The sequence below is a fragment of the Loigolactobacillus jiayinensis genome (assembly GCF_003946445.1).
Lineage (GTDB): Bacteria > Bacillota > Bacilli > Lactobacillales > Lactobacillaceae > Loigolactobacillus > Loigolactobacillus jiayinensis.
The window spans coordinates 1-23,554 of sequence record NZ_RHOF01000018.1; the positions used below are offsets into that span (position 1 = coordinate 1).

General features: G+C 45.9%; 23 protein-coding genes and 1 riboswitch. Of the genes, 4 read left to right on the plus strand and 19 right to left on the minus strand.

Going from position 1 to position 23,554, the window contains the following annotated elements; all coding sequences use genetic code 11:
• Window positions 1-104: 104 nt before the first annotated feature.
• From purD to EKM80_RS05820, 14 genes are all read right to left on the minus strand, one after another.
• Window positions 105-1,358 (minus strand): phosphoribosylamine--glycine ligase, encoded by a 1,254-nt coding sequence (gene purD, locus EKM80_RS05755; protein WP_125552162.1) that lies wholly within the window; start codon window positions 1,356-1,358, stop codon window positions 105-107.
• Window positions 1,359-1,372: 14 nt separating this feature from the next.
• Entirely contained in the window at window positions 1,373-2,899 is a 1,527-nt protein-coding gene (gene purH / locus EKM80_RS05760) for a bifunctional phosphoribosylaminoimidazolecarboxamide formyltransferase/IMP cyclohydrolase (RefSeq protein ID WP_125552163.1), read from the minus strand.
• Window positions 2,900-2,929: 30 nt separating this feature from the next.
• Window positions 2,930-3,499: a phosphoribosylglycinamide formyltransferase gene (gene purN, locus EKM80_RS05765; RefSeq protein WP_125552164.1), complete on the minus strand. Its 570-nt coding sequence runs from the start codon at window positions 3,497-3,499 to the stop codon at window positions 2,930-2,932.
• Complete coding sequence (purM, locus tag EKM80_RS05770; protein WP_125552165.1) at window positions 3,499-4,530, minus strand: phosphoribosylformylglycinamidine cyclo-ligase; 1,032 nt, start codon at window positions 4,528-4,530, stop codon at window positions 3,499-3,501. Before purM ends, purN begins: the two co-directional genes overlap by 1 nt.
• Window positions 4,531-4,547: 17 nt before the next feature.
• Window positions 4,548-5,981, minus strand: a complete 1,434-nt coding sequence (purF, locus tag EKM80_RS05775) for an amidophosphoribosyltransferase (protein WP_125552166.1) — start codon at window positions 5,979-5,981, stop codon at window positions 4,548-4,550.
• The gene (purL, locus tag EKM80_RS05780) at window positions 5,975-8,173 is read right to left on the minus strand and encodes a phosphoribosylformylglycinamidine synthase subunit PurL (RefSeq protein ID WP_125552167.1); all 2,199 of its coding nucleotides are present in this window, start codon (window positions 8,171-8,173) and stop codon (window positions 5,975-5,977) included. Before purL ends, purF begins: the two co-directional genes overlap by 7 nt.
• Entirely contained in the window at window positions 8,170-8,850 is a 681-nt protein-coding gene (purQ, locus tag EKM80_RS05785) for a phosphoribosylformylglycinamidine synthase subunit PurQ (protein WP_125552222.1), read from the minus strand. The genes purL and purQ overlap by 4 nt, the downstream gene beginning before the upstream one ends.
• Window positions 8,851-8,868: 18 nt before the next feature.
• Window positions 8,869-9,114 (minus strand): phosphoribosylformylglycinamidine synthase subunit PurS, encoded by a 246-nt coding sequence (gene purS, locus EKM80_RS05790; RefSeq protein ID WP_125552168.1) that lies wholly within the window; start codon window positions 9,112-9,114, stop codon window positions 8,869-8,871.
• The gene (purC, locus tag EKM80_RS05795) at window positions 9,101-9,829 is read right to left on the minus strand and encodes a phosphoribosylaminoimidazolesuccinocarboxamide synthase (RefSeq protein ID WP_125552169.1); all 729 of its coding nucleotides are present in this window, start codon (window positions 9,827-9,829) and stop codon (window positions 9,101-9,103) included. The genes purS and purC overlap by 14 nt, the downstream gene beginning before the upstream one ends.
• Window positions 9,829-10,959, minus strand: a complete 1,131-nt coding sequence (purK, locus tag EKM80_RS05800; RefSeq protein ID WP_386699591.1) for a 5-(carboxyamino)imidazole ribonucleotide synthase — start codon at window positions 10,957-10,959, stop codon at window positions 9,829-9,831. Before purK ends, purC begins: the two co-directional genes overlap by 1 nt.
• A complete protein-coding gene (gene purE, locus EKM80_RS05805) occupies window positions 10,940-11,425 on the minus strand; it encodes a 5-(carboxyamino)imidazole ribonucleotide mutase (RefSeq protein WP_125552171.1) in 486 nt (161 codons plus the stop codon). The genes purK and purE overlap by 20 nt, the downstream gene beginning before the upstream one ends.
• Before the next feature lie 217 nt (window positions 11,426-11,642).
• Window positions 11,643-13,415 carry an excinuclease ABC subunit UvrC gene (uvrC, locus tag EKM80_RS05810; RefSeq protein WP_125552172.1) on the minus strand — a complete coding sequence of 591 codons (1,773 nt, stop codon included), beginning with the start codon at window positions 13,413-13,415 and terminating at the stop codon, window positions 11,643-11,645.
• A 222-nt stretch (window positions 13,416-13,637) separates the two neighbouring features.
• A complete protein-coding gene (locus EKM80_RS05815; RefSeq protein WP_164509511.1) occupies window positions 13,638-14,369 on the minus strand; it encodes an amino acid ABC transporter ATP-binding protein in 732 nt (243 codons plus the stop codon).
• Between the two features lies 1 nt (window position 14,370).
• The gene (locus tag EKM80_RS05820; protein WP_125552174.1) at window positions 14,371-15,843 is read right to left on the minus strand and encodes an ABC transporter substrate-binding protein/permease; all 1,473 of its coding nucleotides are present in this window, start codon (window positions 15,841-15,843) and stop codon (window positions 14,371-14,373) included.
• A 202-nt stretch (window positions 15,844-16,045) separates the two neighbouring features.
• On the opposite strand from EKM80_RS05820, the gene EKM80_RS05825 reads away from it, so the two are divergent.
• The 4 genes from EKM80_RS05825 to EKM80_RS05840 all read left to right on the plus strand — a co-directional run bounded on the left by EKM80_RS05825 (window position 16,046) and on the right by EKM80_RS05840 (window position 17,937).
• The gene (locus EKM80_RS05825) at window positions 16,046-16,237 is read left to right on the plus strand and encodes an SPJ_0845 family protein (protein WP_125552175.1); all 192 of its coding nucleotides are present in this window, start codon (window positions 16,046-16,048) and stop codon (window positions 16,235-16,237) included.
• A gap of 134 nt (window positions 16,238-16,371) precedes the next feature.
• Window positions 16,372-16,419, plus strand: a riboswitch (PreQ1 riboswitch).
• A gap of 7 nt (window positions 16,420-16,426) precedes the next feature.
• Complete coding sequence (locus tag EKM80_RS05830; protein ID WP_125552176.1) at window positions 16,427-16,918, plus strand: QueT transporter family protein; 492 nt, start codon at window positions 16,427-16,429, stop codon at window positions 16,916-16,918.
• A 36-nt stretch (window positions 16,919-16,954) separates the two neighbouring features.
• On the plus strand, window positions 16,955-17,179 hold the full coding sequence (locus tag EKM80_RS05835) for a DUF2829 domain-containing protein (protein ID WP_125552177.1): 225 nt from the start codon (window positions 16,955-16,957) through the stop codon (window positions 17,177-17,179).
• Window positions 17,179-17,937, plus strand: a complete 759-nt coding sequence (locus EKM80_RS05840; protein WP_125552178.1) for a 3-oxoacyl-ACP reductase — start codon at window positions 17,179-17,181, stop codon at window positions 17,935-17,937. Before EKM80_RS05835 ends, EKM80_RS05840 begins: the two co-directional genes overlap by 1 nt.
• 36 nt (window positions 17,938-17,973) lie before the next feature.
• Here EKM80_RS05840 and EKM80_RS05845 read toward each other — a convergent pair whose 3' ends face one another.
• From EKM80_RS05845 to tuf, 5 genes are all read right to left on the minus strand, one after another.
• The gene (locus EKM80_RS05845) at window positions 17,974-18,276 is read right to left on the minus strand and encodes a nucleoside triphosphate pyrophosphohydrolase family protein (RefSeq protein ID WP_125552179.1); all 303 of its coding nucleotides are present in this window, start codon (window positions 18,274-18,276) and stop codon (window positions 17,974-17,976) included.
• Between the two features lie 53 nt (window positions 18,277-18,329).
• A complete protein-coding gene (yihA, locus tag EKM80_RS05850) occupies window positions 18,330-18,917 on the minus strand; it encodes a ribosome biogenesis GTP-binding protein YihA/YsxC (RefSeq protein WP_125552180.1) in 588 nt (195 codons plus the stop codon).
• 342 nt (window positions 18,918-19,259) lie between these two features.
• Window positions 19,260-20,510 carry an ATP-dependent Clp protease ATP-binding subunit ClpX gene (gene clpX, locus EKM80_RS05855; protein WP_125552181.1) on the minus strand — a complete coding sequence of 417 codons (1,251 nt, stop codon included), beginning with the start codon at window positions 20,508-20,510 and terminating at the stop codon, window positions 19,260-19,262.
• Between the two features lie 280 nt (window positions 20,511-20,790).
• A complete protein-coding gene (tig, locus tag EKM80_RS05860) occupies window positions 20,791-22,134 on the minus strand; it encodes a trigger factor (protein ID WP_125552182.1) in 1,344 nt (447 codons plus the stop codon).
• A gap of 170 nt (window positions 22,135-22,304) precedes the next feature.
• Window positions 22,305-23,492 carry an elongation factor Tu gene (gene tuf / locus EKM80_RS05865; protein WP_125552183.1) on the minus strand — a complete coding sequence of 396 codons (1,188 nt, stop codon included), beginning with the start codon at window positions 23,490-23,492 and terminating at the stop codon, window positions 22,305-22,307.
• Window positions 23,493-23,554: the final 62 nt, after the last annotated feature.

Sequence of the window (23,554 nt, forward strand, 5' to 3'; positions counted from 1 at the left end):
AATAGATTACCACTTTGAGCAATCTATCAACAGGATAAAGTATAGAGCCAAAAGTGCTTAACAGCGACTAATTAAAGTCGTTGCTAAGCACTTTTTTGTTAAAGCTAAGTTAGTGCGTGCCAACCAATGTCTGGTCGATAAGTAAACGCAGCTAGTGGCAATTGCGCCAAAACAGCATTGACTGTTTGTTGCGCCGTAGCCACGTCGTAAGCGCGGGTAGCTAAAAGAAAAACACGCCCGCCAGCACTGACTAACTGGCCCTGCTGCAGCGCCACCCCAGCATAATAAGGCCTAATAGCGGCTGGTAACTGGCTTAGCTCGGGCAAGGCTGACCCCTGCTGATAAGCACCGGGATAACCGGCTGCCGCCACGACGACGCCTAAGTAAATTTGCTGATGCTGCCAAGTTGGTTGCACCGTTTTACCAGCCAGCATGTCCTGCAATAATTGATAAAAATCACTGGTCAATTGCGGCAACACGACCTGCGTTTCCGGATCACCAAAGCGCATGTTGAACTCGATCACTTTGATTCCCGTCGCCGTTAAAATCAAGCCAGCGTACAAAATACCGTTAAAACTGCGCTGCTGTTGTTGCATCCCAGCAACGATCGGCTGTAATACCTGCGCTAAAGCTTGCTGCGCAAGGTCAGCCGGCAAGTGCGGCAACGGGCTATACGCACCCATGCCCCCAGTGTTGGGCCCACTATCGCCGGCACCAAGCGCCTTATGATCTTGAGCCAGTGGCATTGGCACAATTTGGTCGCCAGCGACAAAGGCCATGCAAGAAAATTCCTCACCAACTAAAAATTCCTCAATGATCACGCTGGTGGTATCAAATTGATGCGCCTGTAGCAAGTCCTGCAACACCGTTTGCCCTTGCTCTAAGGTTGTGACAATGGTGACCCCTTTACCAGCCGCCAAGCCATTTGCTTTGATCACTTGCGGCAAGGCTTGTTGCTGCAAATACGCCCAAGCTAACGCGTAATCACTAAACTCGCAGTACGCCGCGGTGGCCACGTGTTGCTTTGCCAGTAACGCTTTGGCAAAACTTTTTGAACTCTCTAGCTCAGCGGCGGCTTGCGTCGGGCCAAAAATCGGCAATTGACGGGCTTGAAAATAATCAACGAGCCCCTGCTGCAACGGAATTTCTGGTCCAACAAAGGTAAGGTCGATCTGCTGCTGTTGGGCAAAAGCCGCTAAGTCCGCAAACGCGGTTAAGGCTACCAATTGAACGCCATCGCCGGCCATACCTGCATTACCCGGCGCACAATAAACCTGCTGCACCTGCGGACTCAACAAAAACTGCCGACACAAGGCGTGTTCGCGGCCGCCACTACCAATCACTAAAACTTTAGCCATAATTTCCTCCTAAATTAATGCCGGAAATGCCGCCGACCACTGAAGACCATCGCCACGCCTAATTTATCGGCCATGGCGATCGAGTCTTTATCCTTAATACTGCCACCAGGTTGCACAATTGCGGTGATACCGTGCTTAGCCGCATAGGCCACTGAATCGTCCATGGGGAAAAAGGCGTCCGACGCCAAAATTGCCGTAGCGTATTCTGGCTTTGATTCGGCTGCTTGAATCGCAATTTCCGCAGAGCCGATGCGATTCATTTGCCCAGCGCCGATGCCCAAAGTTTGTTGGGCTGTGGCCACGACGATCGCGTTACTTTTAACGTGCTTAGCAATAATTTGGCCGAATTCAAGCGCCTTTAATTGCGCTGCGGTTGGTTGCTTTTTAGTGACAACTTCAAAGTCCGCCGCGGTTTCATGAACTTGATCAGCTTCTTGCCGCAAAACGCCGCCGAGTACCGAAACGGTTTCTAACTCAGTTTGTTCTGGTGCGTTTAGATCAAGGGTCAGCAAGCGCAAGTTTTTCTTCTTAGCTAAAATCGCAAACGCATCTGGCGCAAAGCTAGGCGCAATAATGATTTCCAAAAATAATTGGTGCATTTTTGTTGCGGTTGCAGCATCAACTTCACGGTTCAAAACAATGATGCCGCCAAAAATTGAGGTAGAATCAGCGGCAAAAGCACGATCCCACGCCGTTTCGATCTCATCAGCCAAGCCAACGCCACACGGATTCATATGCTTAACCGCCACAACGGCTGGCTGGCTAAATTCACGACTAATACGTAAGGCCGCATCGCAATCTTTAATGTTGTTGTAAGATAGTGCCTTACCGTGCAACTGCTGCGCTTGGGCAATGGAAAATGGCTCTGGAATCGCGGTTTGATAAAAGGCCGCTTTTTGATGGGAATTTTCGCCATAACGTAATTCCTGCTTCTTTTCAAAGGCCAAAGGTAACGTGGCGGGGAATTCTTCGCTGGTCAAATAAGCAGCGATCAACGCATCATAGCTGGCCGTATGCTGGAAAACTTTGGCCGCTAATTGGCGCCGGAACGTCAGATCAACCTTGCCGGCCGCCAACGCCTTAAGCACTGGCTGATAATCAGCAGGATCAACAACTGGTAAAACTGCCGCAAAATTTTTCGCAGCGGAACGCAGCATGCTTGGCCCACCAATGTCGATTTGTTCAACCGCCGCCGCTTCCGTAACTGCAGGCTGCATGATCGTTTGCTTGAATGGGTACAAATTCACGCAGACTAAATCGATGGGGTCAATTTTTTGCTGCGCCAAGGTCGCCATATGTTCCGGGTTGTCCCGTTTAGCTAATAATGCGGCGTGGATCGCGGGGTGCAGTGTTTTAACTCGGCCATCCAACATTTCGGGAAAATGAGTGACCGCCTCAACTGGCGTTACCGCGACATCAGCTGCCGCTAGCACTTTTTGTGTGCCCCCAGTTGATAAAATACGGTAGCCTTGAGCAATTAAACCTTGGGCAAAAGCAACTAAACCTGTTTTATCCGATACACTGAGCAATGCTGTTTTCATTCAATATGCGCCTCTTATTTTTAAATTTAATTACTGATTCGCTAATAATTTTACCAGACTGGCGAGATAAAGCCGATGCTCAGTTTGATGAATGCGTTGGCTCAAGCTAGCCAAGTCGTCGCTGGGCTTAATGGGGACCGTTTGTTGCGCAATAATTGGCCCACTATCAATGCCGGCATCAACGTAATGGATCGTGACGCCAGTTTCTGTGACCCCAGCGGCAAAAGCGTCCTCAATGCCATGGCGCCCAGGAAAATTAGGCAGCAAGGCAGGATGAATATTGATCAGCCGCTGTGGGTAAGCTTGCAAGAGCGTTGGCCCGATAATACGCATATAACCGGCCAATAAAATCAGCTCCACCCCGCGCTGCTGCAATTCAGACAAAATGGCAGTTTCAAATGCCGCTTTATCGCTAAATTGGTTAAACGCTGCCGTCCACACTGGAATAGCTAGCTGCTGCGCGCGCTGCAACACATAAGCTTGCGGCTGATCACACACTAACAACACCACTTGAGCCGCAACCTGTTGCTGCTTGATGCCTTCAACCAAGGCCTGAAAGTTACTGCCGTTGCCGGAAGCAAAAATTGCAATTTTTTTCATCAGCCAGCCTCCACTAGATCAACGGTAGCTGGGCCGGGTTTAATAACGCCGATCCGATAGAAATCCTGTTGCTGCGCCGCTAACTGTTGCTGCGCTGCTTTTAGATCAGCGGGGTGGAGCGCCAGCACCATCCCAAGCCCCATATTAAAGGTGGTATACGCTTCCGTTGTGCTCAAGTGGCCAAGGTCGCACAGCCAGTCAAAAATGGGCTGCTGCGGCCAACTGCCTAAATTGATTTGCGCCTGCAAACCAGCCGGCAACATCCGTGGCACATTTTCCAGCAGGCCGCCACCAGTAATATGGGCGGCGCCGGCGACTAATTTTTGCTGCAATAACGGCAATAACGCTTGTACATAAATTTGCGTCGGCGTCAGCAACGTGTCCAACAAGTTGGCACCGGCTAACGCTGCAGGGTTATCGCTAAACTGATAAGCGTGTTCTTTAAACAATAACTGGCGAACCAAGGAAAAACCGTTGCTGTGTAGCCCACTGGACGGCAAACCAAGCAACACATCCCCCGCTTGAACCCGCTGCGGCCGCAACAACGCGCTTTGCTCGGCCACGCCTAAGGCAAAGCCGGCTAGATCATAATGGCCGGCGGCGTACATATCCGGCATTTCCGCCGTTTCACCGCCAAGTAACGCCATACCACTTTGCTGACAACCAGCGACGATACCTTGCATTAACTCCGCAACCTGGTCTGGCTGCGTTTGCGCCACCGCTAAATAATCTAAGAAGAATAGTGGTTGGGCGCCTTGAGCCACCACATCGTTGACGCACATTGCCACCAAGTCTTGCCCAACCGTCGTCCGTTGCCCACTTTGAATAGCTAACAACAATTTCGTGCCCACGCCATCAGTCCCAGCAACTAAAACTGGCTGCTGCTGCGCTGGTAATTTGTATAAGCCGGCAAAAGCGCCTAGCCCACCGAGGACGTTGCTGCCATTTAACTGCTGTAATTGGGCCTGCAAATTTTTGACCACCGTATCACCAGCGGCAATGTTCACGCCGGCTTTTTCATAAGCATTCATCGGTTTTCTCCTTTTCGTTAAAGTCGTGCCAAAACCCGTGGTGGTTCAAAACTAGCGGCATAATCGTATAGCGGCGTTGGATAATCGCCATTGAAGTAGGCCACACACAAGCCAGAATAAGGCGCCTGACTTTTCAACCCAATCGCCGCAATCAAGCCATCCACGCTTAGGAAGCCTAATGAATCAGCGCCAATTTTGGTTTGCATTTGTGCTAGGGTCAAATTAGCGGCCATTAATTCGCGCGTGTTTTCAATATCGATTCCGTAAAAGCACGGATAACGTAGTGGCGGCGACGCAATTAGCAAATGGACTGCCGTTGCGCCGGCCTCCTTCAATAAGCGGACAATATAATTACTGGTCGTGCCGCGAACTAAGGAATCGTCCACCAGCGCTACTTTTTTGCCCTTGACCACTGCCGCAACCGCGGAAAGCTTCATCCGCACCCCTTGCTCGCGTAGACGCTGGGTTGGCTGAATGAAGGTTCGTTGGCTATATTGATTCTTGATCAAGCCCATTTCATAAGGAATGCCGCTGGCCGCCGCGTACCCATTAGCCGCCGATAACGACGAATTAGGCACCCCGACAACAATATCGGCGTCAACTGGCTGTTCTTGGGCCAAGCGCTGGCCCATCCGTTCGCGCGCCTGATGCACATTGACGCCGTAGATCGTTGAATCAGGCCGAGCGAAGTAGATAAATTCCATGGAACAAACGGCTAATTGCGTCGCCGTGGTGTATTTTTCAACCGCGTAGCCTTGATCGTCAATTTTGATCAGTTCACCTGGTTGGACGTCACGGATAAATTTGGCGTTAACGGTGTCCAAAGCACACGTTTCGCTGGCAACCACGTAAGCGCCCGTGGCCAATTGACCTAACGCCAACGGCCGAAAACCGTTGGAATCTAGCGCGGCGTATAAGGCATCGTTGGTCATGACTAAGTAAGCAAAGCCACCTTTGATCTCGCGCAAGCTGGCCATTAAGCGCTGTTTAAAGGTGGGCGCGCTTTGCCGCTGAATCAGATGCATCAGAACTTCAGTATCTGAATTCGCGTGAAAAATTGCGCCCTGCGCCTCTAATTTAGCCTTCAAGCTCACCGCATTGGTCAAATTGCCATTGTGCGCCAATGCAACTTGTTGCTGGTTAAAGTTGAACAACAGTGGCTGAATATTTTCGATGCCGGCACTACCAGCCGTGGCGTAGCGCACATGGCCAATTGCGGCCGTGCCCGTTAAATGGGCCAATTTTTCCGGTTGATCGAAAACTTCCGTCAATAAGCCTAAGCCTTTTTCACCACTTAAATGGCCAGCTTCATTGGCGACGATCCCAGCACCTTCTTGACCGCGATGCTGCAGGGCGTGCAAACCAAAGTAAGTCAGTTCAGCCGCTTGTGGGTCGCCCCAAACGCCGAAAACACCGCATTCTTCATTGAGACTTTTGACCTCACTTACCATGCTAAAGCTCCTTCCCATTGTTGCTTACTGGCGCGTACAGCTAGCGTTAACGACTCAGTTGTCGTGTTGATCTGCAAGCTCGGAGCAGCAGTTACCACCCCGATCTGTTCAGCCTGCTGCCCAGCCATTTTGGCAAAAGCAGCTGCTTGCGTTGCGGCAACGGTCACGATAAAGCGTGATTGCGTTTCGGCAAATAACCAACTAGCCGGTAGTGCAACGGTTACGTTGGCGCCTAATTCGTTGGCAAAGCAACTTTCCGCCAAACCAACCGCTAAGCCACCTTCCGCCAGATCATGGGCACTACTGAGTAAGCCAGCCCGAATTGCTTGTTGAATCAATTTTTGATTGGCCATTTCGGTGGTCAGATCAAAATCAAAAAGTGCGCCACTAATTTCACCAGTCAATAATTTCTGCACTTCACTACCATTAAAATCAGCACCAGTTTGGCCAACTAAGAAGATCACGTCGCCGGCCTGTTTAAAGCCTTGGGTGGTGATCAAATCAAGGTCTTCAATCAAGCCAACCATGCCCACCATCGGCGTTGGGTAAATCGCCGTACCGTTAGATTCATTGTACAACGAGACATTACCAGAGATCACCGGCGTTGCCAGCGCCTGACACGCTGCGCTCATACCCTTAGTTGCCTGCGCTAATTCGTAAAAACTTTCTGGCTCCTCAGGACTGCCAAAGTTCAAACAATCCGTGATGCCTAATGGTACGCCACCGCTGGCCACAATATTACGCGCCGCCTCACAGACCGCAATTTGACCGCCAATTTCTGGATTTAAATATAAATATCGTCCGTTACCGTCTGTTGTCATCGCTAGGGCTTTACGGCCACCACGAATACGTAAAACCGCGGCATCTGAACCAGGCGCCACAACAGTGTTGGTTTTAACTTGGGTATCGTAATTGCGATAAATAGCTTGCTTTGAGGCAATCGTTGGTTGCTGCAGCAACTGCGCGAACACGGTTTGCGCACTGGCAAAGGTTGGTTGGTACTGTTGCGGCGCGGCAGTCAATAGCCGCAGTGGCGTTTTTTGTGGCCGCTGATAAACAGGTGCCGCATCAACTAACGCAGTGATCGGCACATCCGCAACTTTTTCGCCATGAGCGTACAGTTGATATTGTTTGGCGGTGGTCACTTCACCGATTTGTACGGCATCTAGCTCGTAGCGGGCAAATAATTGTTCCACTACAGCAGCTTGATCCTTGGCCACACACAGCAACATCCGTTCTTGCGACTCAGATAGCATCAATTCATAAGGAATCATACCCGCTTCACGTTGCGGCACTTGATCCAGATCCAGCACCATACCGTAGCCAGCTTTGGCGCCCATTTCAGCTGAAGAAGACACTAGGCCGGCAGCGCCCATATCTTGAATACCAACAACCGCTGCTGGATGCTCGCGAATTAATTCCAAGCAAGCGTCCATTAATTGTTTTTCCATAAAGGGATCGCCGACTTGCACCGCGGAACGATCAGCCTCAACGGCATCATTAAACTCAGCTGAAGCAAAAATTGCGCCTTGAATGCCATCGCGGCCCGTTTTAGCACCAACGTAATAAATCAAGTTACCGGCGCCAGCAGCTTGGCCTTTTTGTTGCATGCTTGTATCCAGCAACCCCACGCACATGGCGTTCATCACCGGATTAGCCGTATAGGCATTGTCAAAGGCCAATTCGCCGCCAACGGTTGGAATTCCGATACAATTCCCGTAACCGGCGATCCCCGCCACGGTTTCCTTTAGCAAAAAGCGGGTATGGGCATCAGTTAACTCACCAAACCGTAAACTATCTAACATGGCGATCGGCTGGGCACCCATGGAGAAAATATCGCGGATAATGCCACCGACGCCAGTTGCAGCACCTTGATAGGGTTCAACCGCCGTTGGGTGATTATGACTTTCCGCCTTAAAAACCACCGCTTGCCCATCGCCAATATCAATGATCCCAGCACCTTCACCGGGGCCTTGCAGAATTCGTTGGCCACTTGTGGGAAATTGTTTTAACAGTGGCTTAGAACTTTTATACGCACAATGCTCACTCCACATTGCCGCAAATAAGCCAGTTTCAGTGAAATTTGGTAGCCGGCCGATCAACTGTTGAATCTGCTCATATTCGGCGGTAGTTAAACCCCATTTTTCGTATAAGGCGCTGGTTTTAATTGCCGTTGCTGTTTGCTCGATCATGCCGTAACCACCTTTTTCGTTAACGTTTGTAACATACTCTGGAAAACACCACCGCCATCGGTACTCCCTAATAACGCCTCCACTGCCCGTTCTGGATGGGGCATCATGCCGAGGACGTTGCCAGCACGATTGGTGATACCGGCGATATTGGCCACACTGCCATTCGGATTATCTTGATAGGTAAAGACGATCTGCTGCTGTGCTTGCAACTCAGCTAAAGTAGCGGCGTCACAGTAATAATTGCCTTCACCATGAGCGATTGGTAACGTAATGCGCTGGTTGGGGGCGTAAGCGTTCGTGAAACTTGTTTGCGCGTTGACCACCGTTAACGCCGCTGGTTGACAGATAAAACTAGCGCTTTTATTTTGTTGCAACACACCAGGCAACAAGCCAGCTTCGGTTAAAATTTGGAACCCATTGCAAATGCCAATAACCAAGCCACCAGCAGCCGCAAAGCGCCGTACCGCCGCCATGATCGGTGCAAAACGTGCAATCGCGCCACCGCGCAAGTAATCGCCGTACGAAAAGCCACCTGGCAGCAACACCGCCGCAAAGGCTGATAAGTCAGTTGCCCGATAATTGATCAATTCTACCTGCTGCTGAAACACATCGCGTAAGGCCGCCACTAGGTCTTGATCGCAATTGGAACCAGGAAATTGTAGCACTGCAAATTTCATCATCGTTTCCCCCCCTTTCTAAGCCGCTATTAATTCGTAACGGTAGCTTTCCATATTAACGTTAGCAAGTAGCTTCTGACACATTTGCTCCACCGCAAGCGCGGCTTTTTCTCTAGTGGTATCCAACACTAATTCAAAATACTTACCACACGTTAATTGGGTCAACTCCGGAAAATCCAGTTGATGCAAGGCTGTCGTAATAGCTTCTGCCTGTGGATCGAGAATCGAATCTTTATAGGTTACATAAACTTTAGCGCGATACATGAGCCACCTCCGAATTTTGTAAACGAGTAAGTACTTCCTGATAAACAGTGGTTAAATCACCGGTCTGCTTGCGGAAAACGTCCTTATCGAGTGATGCCTGCGTTGTTTGATCAACTAAGCGACAAGAATCAGGTGAGATCTCATCAGCCAGCACCAACTGACCAGCTAGATAACCGACTTCAATTTTAAAATCAACTAACGTCAAGTTGGCTTGGGCAAAGCGACTTTGCAGCAATTGATTGATTTTTAAGGCCAATTGCTTAATGGCAGCCAGCTCAGCAGCACTTGCCAGACCTAAAACTTCTACCTGATCATCATTGATAAAGGGGTCGTCAAGTGCATCTGACTTATAAAAAAGCTCAACGATCGGCCGGCTAAGTGGTTGCAAGTAAGTAGTGGCAAACTTACGTTGAAAACTACCAGAAGCCAAGTTACGCACCACGACTTCCAGCGGGATCATTTTTACCGGATGGATCAATTGTTCCGTAGCTGAGACCTGGCGAATAAAATCAGTAGCGATCCCATTTTGAATTAAATAGTTAAACAGCAAACAGTCGATTTGATTATTTAACGCGCCTTTACTGGCAATTTTTTCCTTGCGTTTGCCGTTAAGCGCCGTGGCCTGATCTAAGTATTCGACCCACAAAACCGTGGCATCATCCGTGTTATAAAGCCGTTTTGCCTTGCCTGTTTTCAATTCTTCAAGTTTACGCATTATTGATCCTCCCAAATTTTTTCAGCTTGTAACTGTGCCTGTGTTTGCACTGGGTCATCCGTTAAAATCGTGATGTGACCCATTTTTCGTTGGTAGCGGCTTTCTGCTTTGCCATAATCATGTAAATACCAATCAGGCCGCTGCAACCACCGCGTCCGTGCTGGCTGCAAATGTTGACCTAATAAGTTGACCATCACCGCCGGCCGCACTTGCGTGATCACAGGAATCGGTAAGCCACAAATACTGCGAATATGAGCGGCAAATTGCGAGAGATTGCAGGCCTCGATACTGTAATGGCCCGAATTATGCGGCCGCGGTGCCAACTCATTGACTAACAGGCGCCCATCAGGTAATAAGAAAAATTCGATCCCCAGCACGCCATACAACTGCAAGCCTTGCGCGATTTTAGTCGCAATTTGAACCACTTCAGCCTTCACCGCCGCTGCAACTGTGGCTGGAGCAATGGTTTCATGTAAAATATGCTGATGATGTTTATTTTCGACAACTGGAAAAGTGCGCACATGCTCATTACGATCACGGGTCACCATGATCGCCAATTCCTTAGTAAAAGGTTGGCGCCGCTCTAAAATGCACGCACCAGGCAACAAGTCAGTCGTCAAGTCAGCCAGCGTATTCACGTCGTGTTGCCCGTGACCGTCGTAACCACCAGTCGCCGTTTTTAAAATGCTAGGAACGCCTACTGTGGCACAAGCGGCCTTCAATTCAGCTTGCGTTGTTACCGCCGCAAATTCAGTCACCGGTACGCCAAGGGATTTGAGGAAGTTTTTTTCAGTTAAGCGATTGCGGGTCACCGCCAATAAATGCGTGCCTTGGGGTAAGGCTGCGTACTGGCTGGCTGCTTCTAAGCTAGCCAAATCAACATTTTCAAATTCATAGGTCAAGACATCAGCACGTTGGGCTAATTCAAGCATTGCCTGTTGATCACGATATTCAGCTTGAACTTGAAAATCAGCTACTTGCGCCGCCGGACAATCTGGCGTGGGATCTAATACGCCCACTTTGTAACCCATGCTTTTAGCCGCCAGGGCCATCATTTGGCCTAACTGACCGCCGCCAACAATACCGATCGTGGCGGGTGGCAATAATTGCTTAATCAAGTTGCGCCTCACTTTCGCTGGCTTGCTGCGTCTGGGCAGCCCGATAAGCCACTAACCGCTGCTGGAGCCCAGCATCCTGTAACGCTAAAATACTAGCCGCTTGTAAAGCCGCATTTTTCGCACCAGCGACACCAATCGCCATGGTCGCTACTGGCACCCCTGCTGGCATTTGCACGATCGACAATAAGGAATCCATGCCGTGTAACGCATGACTTTCGATGGGTACACCGATCACCGGCCGCACCGTATTAGCCGCCAACATCCCCGGTAAATGGGCCGCGCCACCGGCACCAGCAATGATCACATCGATTTGTTGAGCCACCGCCTGCTGCGCAAACTGCTGCAGCGTTGCCGGCATCCGGTGCGCTGAAATCACGCGTTTTATAAATGGAATCTGTAACTCAGTCAAAATTGCGGCACTAGCTTGCATCGTTGGCCAATCGGAAACTGAACCCATCACAATTGCAACTTGCATCACGAAGATTACCTCCTTGGATTAAAACGTACATTAATTGTAACAGCAACCACAATCGTTCGTCAATACAGTAAACGCACAATTTAAAATAATCATTCGAAATAGTTCGTCTTTTTAAGATAAATAATTATATCTGTTACTGATTGGTTATAACTTATCGTTAAAAATCAAACAATAACAAAAAGCCTAACCACAATTGCGGTTAGGCCTTAGTTACTACTTATTTTAATGACAATTTTATTGTTTGGGCAACAGTGTTAGAAACCCCGATATCACGTAATTCTGGAATTGTGGCGGCTTTCAACTTTTTCAATGAGCCGAATTGGCGCAACAATTTTGTTCGTGTTTTTGGTCCAACGCCAGGAATCTGATCTAGCTGCGAACTTAACGAATGCTTACCCCGTAATTGGCGGTGGAAGGTAATAGCAAAACGATGGACTTCATCCTGAATCCGTTGTAGCAAATAAAAACCTTCACTTTTCGGATCTAGATCCAACTTTTTATCCTCAGGACCAAACATTAAATCGGCGGTTTTATGGTGATTATTTTTAACCATCCCCGCCACCGGAATGTTCAAACCTAATTCGTCCTCTAACACTTCCTTAGCGGCATGTACTTGAATTTCGCCACCATCCATCAAAATCAGATCCGGCAGTGCTTGTTGCTCCTTTAACAGCCGAATATAGCGGCGGCGGATCACTTCTTGGGTATTAGCCGCTTCATTAGCGCCATCGCCAGATTTAATTTTATATTTCCGATAGTCATTTTTAGCTGGTTCACCGTCAATATAACAAACCATGGCGGAAACTGGGTCTGTCCCTTGAATATTAGAATGATCGAAAGCTTCGATGCGGTGCGCCGAGGTGATGCCCAGCACATCAACTAACTCCTGCACTGCGCCAACAGTGTGCGAATTATCCAGCTCCATCAAACGGAATTTTTCTTCCAGCACCAAGCGACTATTTTTATTGGCCATCAGCATCAGCGCCCGCTTTTCCCCGCGCTGAGGTGTTCGAATCGGCACTTGTAAAATATCCATCAAAACCTGCTGATTGATCCCTTTTGGCACTAAAATTTCCCGCGGCAGCACATTATTTTTACGTTTATAAAACTGGAGAATAAAACTTTCCAACTCTTCTTCTGGCGTATTAACACAAGGAAAAAGCCGCTTCTCGCGTTTGATCAACCGTGCTTGGCGGATAAAGAAGATCTGTACCGATAACCAGCCTTTATCCATATAGTAGCCAAAAATATCCCGCGGTGTGTGATCGTTGGAAATGATTTTCTGTTTCTCCACAGTCGCTTCAATATAGCGTAATTGATCACGTAATTCAGCCGCCCGTTCAAACTGCAGATCAGCCGCTGCTGTTTGCATTTTTGCGCGCAGCTCACGCTTAACATCGCTAACCTGGCCGTTTAAGAAGCGCTTGATTTTAACGATCTGCGCGTCGTATTCACTTTTAGGCACCTCGCGGAAGCACGCGCCCAGACACTGACCCATATGGTAGTATAAACACGGCCGCTTTTGTCGCCCGTTACAACGCCGCAGCGGATAGACTTTCTGCAAAAAATGCAACGTCTCCTCCGCCGCATATACATTAGGGTACGGGCCAAAATAATAGCCGCCATCTTTTTTAACATCGCCGGTGATCAGCATGCGTGGATCACGTTCGTTGGTAATTTTAATATATGGATAGCCGGTGCCTTTTTTTAACTTAATATTGAAATGCGGTTGGTGCTTCTGGATCAACGTGATCTCTAGTAAAAAAGCTTCCTTATCCGTGGACGTAATAATCGTTTCAAAATCACAAATTTCGGACACTAACCGCGCTGTTTTGCCTTCATGGCTACTTTTAAAATACGAGCGCACACGATTTTTTAAATTTTTCGCCTTACCCACATAGATGATCTTGCCGTCACGATTTTTCATCAAATAACAGCCCGGCAGCGGTGGTAACAAGGCTAATTTATGTTCAATATGTTCTGTTGCCACAACTCAACAGCCTTTCTTTTTTAAACTTATTTTCAGCACAATAACAGACGGCTGACGCACGCCTGTTCGCTGTTATATTTTAACGCGTCCCGTAAAAAAAGCAACTACTTAGCTTAGCGCTGGTTACTGAGGTTTGGCTGCTCTCTTAGCACGTAGGCTGAGTTAGTTTGGCGGTGCCAACGAAAAAAAGCTGACCGCAGTCAGCTTTAATTACTATTTCAATTAGGCTTCCAAAATTTTGGCTAAGAAGTCTTGTGTCCGTTCATTTTGTGGATGTTCGAAAATTTGATCTGGGGTTCCTTTTTCAGCGAAGACACCACCATCCATGAACCACACTTCATCAGCAACGTTTTTAGCGAAGCCCATTTCGTGCGTGACCACCACCATGGTCATGCCTTGATTAGCCAGATCCTGCATAACTTTCAGCACTTCACCGACCATTTCTGGATCCAAGGCACTGGTTGGTTCATCAAAAAGCATCACATCTGGGTTCATCGCCAAGGCACGGGCAATCGCTACCCGCTGCTGTTGACCACCAGATAAGCTGGCCGGATACTGATCAGCTTTATCGGCCAAACCGACTTGATCCAGTAATTTAACGGCTAATTTTTGTGCATCATCATTAGCCATTTTTTTAACTTTAATTGGCGCTAACTTCACATTTTCAACCACCGTCATATTCGAGAATAAATTAAAGCTCTGAAACACCATACCCATTTTTTCCCGTAACTGGTTAATTTGGCTTTCATTTAATGCCGTTAATTCAGTTCCTTCAAACGAAATCTTGCCACTAGTTGGTTTTTCCAATAAGTTGAGGCAACGTAGGAACGTACTTTTACCGCCACCAGAAGGGCCAATCACGCAAATAACTTGGCCTTTTTCAACTTTACCGTTTAAATCTTTTAAAACCTCGGTGTCACCGAATTTTTTATTAATATTTTCAACCGCAATCATTTCAGGCATCGTGCTTCATCTTCCTCTCATAGTGATTCAATACTTTCGACAAGCTAAAGGTCAAAACAAAGTAAATGATCATGGCAACGATAATCGGGATAACCCCTTTGTACGTTGCTGTTTGAACGGCCTTTAATTGATAGATCAGATCTGTGACCCCAATAATCGAAACAATTGAACTTTCCTTGATCAACGAAACAAATTCATTACCCAATGCTGGCCAAATATTCTTCAATGCTTGGGGGAAGACAACGCTGACGAATGTTTGTTGTTGGCTCAAACCTAGGCTCCGCGCCGCCTCAGTTTGGCCCTTAGCTACAGAATTGATCCCACCACGAATAATTTCCGCAACATAGGCTGCCGAGTTCAAGGAAACGGCAATAATACCAGCAATCAACGCAGGAATATTAATGAATAAGCCGATCCCAAAGTAAACGAACATGACTTGGATCATTAGTGGCGTGCCCCGAACAAACTCAATGTAGGCAACACCTAAGCCATGGATCAACTTCATCTTGCTTAAACGCATCAAGGCAAAAAGAATCCCCAATAAAATACCGAAGAATACACTGACCACTGTGATCAATAACGTATATTCCACACCTTTAACGAAGTAACCCGCATAATGCCACATACTTGTATTCTTCGTATTTGTTTTCATGAAGGTCCCAGCATGTTTCAAATAAGACTTGGTTAGATTCTTCTGGTTAATTTCATCAACTGATTTATTGACCGCGTTAACCAATGAAGTCGAGCCTTTTTGGAACCCAATGGCCGTGTTATTTTCACCACTACTTAAGCTAAATTTACCATTGATCATGGCTAGATCAGGATCATTGTCCACATAAGCTTGGGCGGATGGTTCTTCCATGATCACCCCTTCAACCTTGTGACTCTTTAAGGCGAGGATCAGATCGCTGATTTTAGCCAACCCTTTAACGGTCGACCCTTTGATTTGATTTTTACCTAAATTATACTGGATACTCCCAGTTTGTGCGCCAACTGCTTTGTTTTGGAAAGAGTTTTTGTTCTTGTATATGCCTTTATCAGCCTTATTGATGATGATCGACTGACCACCTTTATAGTAGACCTTCGAAAAATCAATACTCTTTTTCCGGGCCGCTGTTGGTGACATCCCCGAAATAACCATATCAACTTTATTCGTTTCCAAAGCCACCAACAATGAATCAAAGTCCATTTGCTTGATCACTAATTTAACGCCGAGGTCTTTGGCAATTTTCTTCGCGATATCAACATCCATGCCGACAACACGTTCTTTACCACCACGGTTAACTAGAAATTCATATGGTGGGTAGTCAGGGCTAGTCCCCATCACCAAGGTGCCCTTTTCTTTGACCCGCGCCAGCGAATCATCAGTGACCGCTGTTGCTGCGTAGGTCGGCTGCGCGAAGACGCCTAACAGCGCCACGCTGACCGTGACCACTAACATTAACCAACTCATTAATTTTTTCATGCTCTGCCTGCCTCTATCTACTATAATTTTTGCACCAAACGCTGCCCTAAATACCCCTTAGTTAAACGTCGGCAATATATTCAATAGCTCGATTATACCTGCCACTGATTTTTTATGCAAGTATTTTCGATAAATAAGCAATTATATGCACAAATTAATTTAACTATGCATTTTAAATTTACGTGACTAATCTGAGCAAAAATTGACTATTTCTGCTAAAATAGGAACCAAGCAAGAAAGGATGATGACCATGGGACTTACTATGAAGCAAGATAACACGCTGAACGAATTATTTGATAAATTCGCTTTAGATCCAAAAAAGTCAGTTGAAAAACCTGTTGCGAAGAAACCTAAGGAAACTAAAGTCGAAAAAAAAGATGACCCTAAAAAATAAATGCAGTCAGACTCAAGTCAATTGGCTTGAGTTTTTTTCTGCCAAAATTGCTCATGAGTAATAGAGTTTGTTATACTTAATGCTGCAAGTCTGACAAGTATGCCCTATTTAGCAATTTTAATGGTTCATGCTTGTCAGTGGTGGTTCGTGACTATCCCACCGTAATAAAAAACTAGGAGACGATCTATCATGGAAAAAACACGGCTCAAAACCAGCGCGCTCACTAAAATTGGTGTGATCGCAGCACTGTATATCGTGATCACGTTGCTGGTGGCTCCGTGGAGTTTTGGCGCAGTCCAATTACGCTTTGGCGAGATGCTGAACCATTTAGCAGTTTTCAATAAGCGCTACATTTGGGCGTTAACGATCGGTTGCGCCATTGTTAATTTATTTTCACCGCTAGGAATCATTGATATTATCTTTGGTACCTTGGGCACACTTGTGATGACGACGCTTAGTTACTATTTAAGTCGACGGTTAAAAAGCGTCACCGCTAAACTAGCGACGAGCACGCTCATTTGCACTGTCGCTATGTGGAGTGTTGCCTTAGAATTACATCTAATTAGTAAAGTGCCATTTTGGCCCACCTACCTTAGCGTTGCCCTCGGTGAATTACTATCTTTGGTCATCGGCGCCATTTTATTTTATGTTTTGGCCAAACGAATCGATTTAACTGCTTAAGTATTTAATCTATCTATAAAATAGGAGTGTTTTAATATGTCTTTTAACGAAATTCTACCTTTACTAGCTGCAGGCAAAAAAGTAATTCGCGCCGGCTGGGAAGGCAGCGAGGAATATATTTTCTTAGTTAACGATGCCACTTATCAAGGCGAAGCCGTTAATCCTTATTTCTTGATCAAAACCGACGAAACACCAAGTCTGTCAATGTTCCAACCAACTAGCTGCGACTTATTGGCGACTGATTGGCAGTTAGTCGACTAATGGCAACTTATCCTGAACTAGCTGAGCAGCACGCCCTGATCACCGGGGTGGCCTCAGGAATCGGTTACGCCCAAGCTGCGGCATTTCTGGCCCAAGGCACAACTGTGTTTGGGGTCGACCGCAAACACAACACCAAGGTCGAGCAATTACTGCAGCAGTACTCAAACCAATTTTATTTTGAACAAGTTGATGTGCGTGACCCAGCAGCAATTCAGACTTGCGTCGATCACGCCTTGAGCCATGCTAAGTTTGAATTACTATTGAACACGGCAGGCATTTTAGATGCCTATGCCCCGCTGCTTAAAACCGACCTGGCTAGCTGGCAAAATATTTTGGCCACCAACCTTACCAGCCAATTTTTATTTACCCAAGCACTATTACCGCAAATGCTCAACCAGCAACACGGCGTTATCATCAATATGGCGTCAATTGCTGGTTTAGTCGCTGGCGGCGGTGGTGTTGCCTATACAGCTGCTAAACACGCCATCATCGGCCTCACTAAGCAAATCGATTACGATTACGCGGCGGTTGGCATTCGAGCCAACTGTATCGCACCTGGCGCCATTGATACGCCGATGAACGCGGCGGATTTTCGCGACGGTGCACAAATGGCCCAACAAGTTGCCCAGCAGACGCCTGCACAACGCTGGGCCCAACCAGAAGAAGTTGCGGCGCTCAGCCTATTTTTAGCCAGCCCTGCCGCCGACTACATCCATGGTAGCGTCATCCCCATTGATGGCGGTTGGCTGGAAAAATGAGCCTAAAAAATACGACCCCAGTTGGAGTCGTATTTTTTAAGCTTTTTTTTCGTCGTGTTGTTTGCCGTAGCGCGCATTTAACTTAGTAATATTTTGTTGGGCCACTTCCTCAAAAGGAATATCCGCCCATTCCGCGATCTGGGATAAATACCACATAACATCGCCCATCTCTTTAACCAATTCGGCACGATTCAAATCTTCACCGTTAAACGTATACTTCTTGATCAAATCAATGACCTCGCCGCTTTCGCTGGCTAGGCCCAATGCACAATTGGTTAATACCTGCTCATTGCCTAACAACGTTCGGTTAGCTAACTTTTGATAATCATTAAATTCCACGTGCACGCCTACTTTCTAAAATGGTCAACAACCTTGAACCCAATCACGTTTCACTAATCAGCAAGATGTTCGCTGACCCACTGCCAAATTTGATCGCCACCAAGCCCTGATTGGCTAGAAAAAATGATCAGATCATCAGTTTGATTAAGCTGCAATGCTTTTCTTAACTTGCTTTCGCGTTGATTCCACTTACCTCGTGGTATCTTATCACCTTTAGTTGCCACCACTAACACTGGCATCCCAAAAAACTTAAGGTAATTATACATCGCTAGATCCTCTTTAGTTGGCTCATGGCGGACATCGATCAATGAGATCACGCCACGTAGCGTTTGCCGCTCCTGTAAATAAGTTTCGATCATCTGGCTGAACTTTTCCCGATCCGTCTTAGAGACCTTGGCATAGCCATAACCAGGGACATCAACAAAATAAAAAGCATCATTAAGTTTATAAAAGTTCAGCGTTTGCGTTTTCCCAGGCGTACTTGAAGTCCGCGCCATTTTTTTTCGTTGAATTAATTTATTGATCATCGATGACTTGCCCACATTTGAACGGCCAGTCAGCGCAATCTCAGGTAAACCATCAGTGGGGTATTGCATCGGTGCCACCGCACTGATCACCAGTTCCACGTCCTGAATCTGCATTTATCTTTCCTCCACTTCTGAATCAGAATAAGCTTCTGAATCACTGCTTTCTATTTTAGCATACCTCTAACCAAAAAAGAGAACGACATAAGACGTTTAGTTTCTGAGCGTTAGCCTACTACTCCGCAACTGTAGGCTATGCTGGATACTACGGACGAAACCCCATTTTTGTGGCAAAAACCTTACCGCAAGAAACATGGCAGCTCGCTGAATAAGCCATTTTTGGCGGTCGTAGCCACGCTGAGGAACTAGCTTATGCCCCTTATTAATCGGCAATAAAAACGAGAGTGCGACATAATTTTTATATGTCACACTCTCGCATTATTTCAGTTTAGTTGAAATTTATGATGCTTTCTGATCGTCAGCTAAAACTAATTTCGGTTCACCGCTACCATCAACGGTGTTTTCGGTGATGATCGCCTTAGCAACATCATCACGGCTTGGTAAATCAAACATAATGTCCATCATTACTTCTTCAATGATTGAACGCAAGCCCCGCGCACCAGTGTTACGCTCAATTGCTTCATGGGCAATTGCATGTAACGCACCAGGTTCAAATTCAAGTTCAACATTATCCAAGCTTAATAACTTAGTATATTGCTTAACTAAAGCATTCTTCGGTTCAGTCAAGATCCGTACCAAATCATCCTCAGTTAATTTCTCTAAGGCTGCCATGATCGGAATCCGACCAATAAATTCAGGAATCAAGCCGAATTTCATTAAATCTTCAGGAATGACTTGTTGCATCAAACTCTTCGATTCATCAACCGCCTTCACGTCAGTACCACCAAAGCCGATGACTTTATCGCCTAAACGTTCCTTAACAATGTTTTCGATCCCATCAAAGGCACCACCAACAATGAATAAGATATTCGTCGTATCGATCTGAATGAATTCTTGTTGCGGATGCTTCCGGCCACCCTGCGGCGGAACGTTAGCAATCGTGCCTTCCAAAATCTTCAGTAAGGCTTGTTGTACCCCTTCGCCAGAAACATCACGGGTGATTGAAACATTTTCACTCTTCTTGGCGATTTTATCGATTTCATCGATGTAGATAATGCCTTTTTGGGCCTTTTCTACATCATAATCAGCATTTTGCAATAACTTCAATAGAATGTTTTCAACGTCTTCACCAACGTAGCCAGCTTCGGTTAACGTGGTAGCATCAGCGATGGCAAAAGGAACGTTTAAGATCCGTGCCAAAGTTTGTGCTAAGAACGTTTTACCGGAACCAGTTGGTCCAATTAGCGAAATATTACTCTTTTGTAATTCAGTGTCATTTTCAGTTTGAACTTCCATCTGGTTAACGCGCTTGTAATGATTATAAACGGCAACCGACAAAGCACGTTTGGCTTCGTCTTGACCAATGACATATTGATTTAAAATGTTTAAAATCTCAATTGGTTTTGGCACTTCAAGTAAATCACTGTATGCTTCATCCTGGAATTCTTCATCAATGATTTCTTTACATAAGTCAATGCATTCATTACAGATGTAGACACCTGGACCAGCGACGATTTTTTTCACTTGATCTTGTGACTTTCCGCAAAATGAGCAATTGACAGGGCCCTCAGTTTCCGTATTGTCGAACAATATATCAACCCCTATTAATTTCTTAGTTCAATCTTACCTTAAAACTTCACACTTGCCAACGGATATGCCGATTTCTTTGAACACTGAAAACTGTAGCATACCCAATCAAGAAGGTAAAGCAAACTGATTCTGTCCTCGCTGAATAGACGTCGTTTTAATGCCACAAAAAATGCGGTGTAACAGCCATTGCTTTTAGCTAACCACCTACACTTAATTAGTGCATCCAGTCGTTAATTCTAAAAGTAATCAGACTCTTACCCCGCATTTAATTGCGCGTTAATTATTTAGCGTCATCTTTAGCTGCTGCATCGTCAGTATCAGCTGCTGCAGGCTTAACTTCGGCTGATTCAACTGCTGAATCGGCAACGACTTCAATGGCTTGTTTAACCCCAATATCGTGGCTCAACATATCGTCACTTAAAGCATTACGAACTGCCTTAACTTCCATACCATATTCATCAGCTAAATCTTTAACTTCTTGTTCGATTTGGTCGTCAGATGGTTTGATGTCTTCGGCAGCAACAATTGCTTCCAAGACCAAGTTCGTTTTAACACGTGTTTCAGCGTCACCAGCGAACTGTTTACGTAAATCATCTTCAGATGTACCAGTCAATTGATAATACATCTTAGGGTCGATACCTTGGTTTTGCATGTTACCTAAGTATTGATCCATTTGGCGTTGGACTTCTTCATCGATCATTGCTTGAGGAACGTCTTGAACTGTTGCATTTTCAACGGCAGCTTGGATAGCAGCGTCTTGAATAGCTTCAGTGGCAGCGTCATCCTTACTTTGTTGCAAGTCTTTACGAACCTTTTCCTTCAATTCAGCTAATGTATCAACGTTTTCGTCGATATCTTTAGCAAATTCGTCGTCAAGGTCTGGTAATTCCTTTGACTTAACTTCATGAAGTTTAGTGGTAAAAATAGCATCTTTACCAGCTAAGTCTTTAGCTTGATAATCTTCAGGGAAGGTTACCTTAACTTCAACGTCTTCATCAGCTTTATGACCGATCAATTGGTCTTCGAAGCCAGGAATAAATGAGTTTGAGCCTAAAACTAATGAGTAGTTATCAGCTGAGCCGCCTTCAAAGGCTTCACCATCAACAGTACCTTTGTAGTCGATAACAACTGTGTCGCCAGATTCAGCAGCACCGTCTTCTTTAAGGACTAATTCAGCTTGTTGTTGGCGTTTGCTTTCAAGATCAGCATCAACGTCTTCATCAGTTACAGTACGGTCTTGAACAGGTACTTTCATACCCTTATAGTCGCCTAAAGTAACTTCAGGCTTAACCGTTACTTTAGCCACAATAACCCAAGGTTGATCCTTTTCCATACTATCAACATCGATATGTGGTTGATCAACTGGTTCAATTTTAGTTTCTTCAATTGCTTTTTGATAAGCATCTGGTAAAAGAATGTTCAACGCATCTTCGTACAATGAAGCTTCACCATACATATTGTTAAATACTTGTCGTGAAACTTTACCTTTACGGAAGCCTGGTACATTAAGATTCTTTTTAACGCGGGTAAACGCTTGGTCTAAACCTTTTTTGATTTGTTCTTGTTCAATTTCAAAGGTTAATTCGCCATCAGTAGCGCCTTTTTTTTCCCATTTTGCTGCCATTACTTTCCCTCCGGAATCATAATTTTTCTTAGTTTAATTATCGCATACTTTGTTATTCTAACGTAGTTCAGCGGTCTTGTAAATCAATTCTCACTAAAAAACGTCGTTGTTCCTGCTTTTTGGTATAAAAAAACTCGGAGACAAGCTCCGAGTTTAAAGACAAGTTAAAATTATTCGTCGATTTCGGTTACGACACCGGCACCAACTGTACGGCCGCCTTCACGAACCGTAAACTTAGTTCCTTTTTCGATCGCAACTGGTTCGATCAAATCAACAGAGAATTCAACGTTATCGCCTGGCATAACCATTTCAACGTTTTCTGGTAATTGGATAACACCAGTAACGTCGGTTGTATGGAAGTAGAACTGAGGACGATAGTTAGAGAAGAATGGTGTATGACGGCCACCTTCATCCTTGCTCAAGATATAAACTTGACCCTTGAACTTGTCATGAACTTTGATCGAACCTGGCTTAGCCAAAACTTGACCACGTTCAACTTGGTCGCGGTTGATCCCACGAAGCAAGACACCAACGTTATCGCCGGCTTCACCAAAGTCCAAAGTCTTACGGAACATTTCCAAACCAGTAACAGTTGATTTAGTAGCTTCTGGGTGTAAACCAAGAATTTCAACTTCATCACCGATTTTAACCATACCACGATCGATACGACCTGAAGCAACTGTACCACGACCAGTGATCGTAAATACATCTTCGACAGGCATCAAGAATGGCATGTCATTGTTACGTTCTGGCGTTGGGATGTATTCATCGACAGCGTCCATTAATTCCATGATATGAGCTTCTTCTTCTTTGTCGCCTTCAAGGGCTTTCAAAGCAGAACCGCGGATAAATGGAATATCATCACCAGGATAATCGTATTCTGATAATAATTCACGTGTTTCCATTTCAACTAAGTCGATTAATTCTTCATCATCAACTAAGTCAGTCTTGTTTAAGAAGACAACGATGTATTCAACACCAACCTGGCGAGCTAATAAGATATGTTCGCGAGTTTGTGGCATTGGGCCATCAGTTGCAGCAACAACTAAAATTGCACCGTCCATTTGAGCGGCACCAGTAATCATGTTTTTGATGTAATCAGCATGGCCTGGGGCATCGATATGAGCATAATGGCGCTTTTCAGTTTCGTATTCAACGTGGGCAGTATTGATCGTAATACCACGTTCGCGTTCTTCTGGAGCTGAATCAATTGCAGCGAAGTCAGTCATCTTAGATAAGCCTTTGTCAGCTAAAATCTTTGAAATTGCTGCCGTCGTTGTTGTTTTCCCGTGATCAATATGGCCGATAGTACCGATATTAACATGGGGTTTTGTTCTTTCATAATGTTCTTTTGCCATTAATGAAACCTCCTGTATTTTCGCAAGAATAGTTCGCCATCAAAAATGTTAATGCCGATAAT

Bases quoted from the DNA above. Each gene is read 5' to 3' on its own strand.
- tig (WP_125552182.1), bottom strand. From the start codon at position 22,134: ATGGCAGCAAAATGGGAAAAAAAAGGCGCTACTGATGGCGAATTAACC.
- purF (WP_125552166.1), bottom strand. From the start codon at position 5,981: ATGGTAAGTGAGGTCAAAAGTCTCAATGAAGAATGCGGTGTTTTCGGC.
- purH (WP_125552163.1), bottom strand. From the start codon at position 2,899: ATGAAAACAGCATTGCTCAGTGTATCGGATAAAACAGGTTTAGTTGCT.
- purN (WP_125552164.1), bottom strand. From the start codon at position 3,499: ATGAAAAAAATTGCAATTTTTGCTTCCGGCAACGGCAGTAACTTTCAG.
- EKM80_RS05840 (WP_125552178.1), top strand. From the start codon at position 17,179: ATGGCAACTTATCCTGAACTAGCTGAGCAGCACGCCCTGATCACCGGG.
- EKM80_RS05815 (WP_164509511.1), bottom strand. From the start codon at position 14,369: ATGATTGCGGTTGAAAATATTAATAAAAAATTCGGTGACACCGAGGTT.
- tuf (WP_125552183.1), bottom strand. From the start codon at position 23,492: ATGGCAAAAGAACATTATGAAAGAACAAAACCCCATGTTAATATCGGT.
- purS (WP_125552168.1), bottom strand. From the start codon at position 9,114: ATGTATCGCGCTAAAGTTTATGTAACCTATAAAGATTCGATTCTCGAT.
- EKM80_RS05820 (WP_125552174.1), bottom strand. From the start codon at position 15,843: ATGAAAAAATTAATGAGTTGGTTAATGTTAGTGGTCACGGTCAGCGTG.
- purD (WP_125552162.1), bottom strand. From the start codon at position 1,358: ATGGCTAAAGTTTTAGTGATTGGTAGTGGCGGCCGCGAACACGCCTTG.
- purQ (WP_125552222.1), bottom strand. From the start codon at position 8,850: ATGAAATTTGCAGTGCTACAATTTCCTGGTTCCAATTGCGATCAAGAC.
- yihA (WP_125552180.1), bottom strand. From the start codon at position 18,917: ATGCAGATTCAGGACGTGGAACTGGTGATCAGTGCGGTGGCACCGATG.
- purC (WP_125552169.1), bottom strand. From the start codon at position 9,829: ATGCGTAAACTTGAAGAATTGAAAACAGGCAAGGCAAAACGGCTTTAT.
- EKM80_RS05835 (WP_125552177.1), top strand. From the start codon at position 16,955: ATGTCTTTTAACGAAATTCTACCTTTACTAGCTGCAGGCAAAAAAGTA.
- purL (WP_125552167.1), bottom strand. From the start codon at position 8,173: ATGATCGAGCAAACAGCAACGGCAATTAAAACCAGCGCCTTATACGAA.
- EKM80_RS05830 (WP_125552176.1), top strand. From the start codon at position 16,427: ATGGAAAAAACACGGCTCAAAACCAGCGCGCTCACTAAAATTGGTGTG.
- purM (WP_125552165.1), bottom strand. From the start codon at position 4,530: ATGAATGCTTATGAAAAAGCCGGCGTGAACATTGCCGCTGGTGATACG.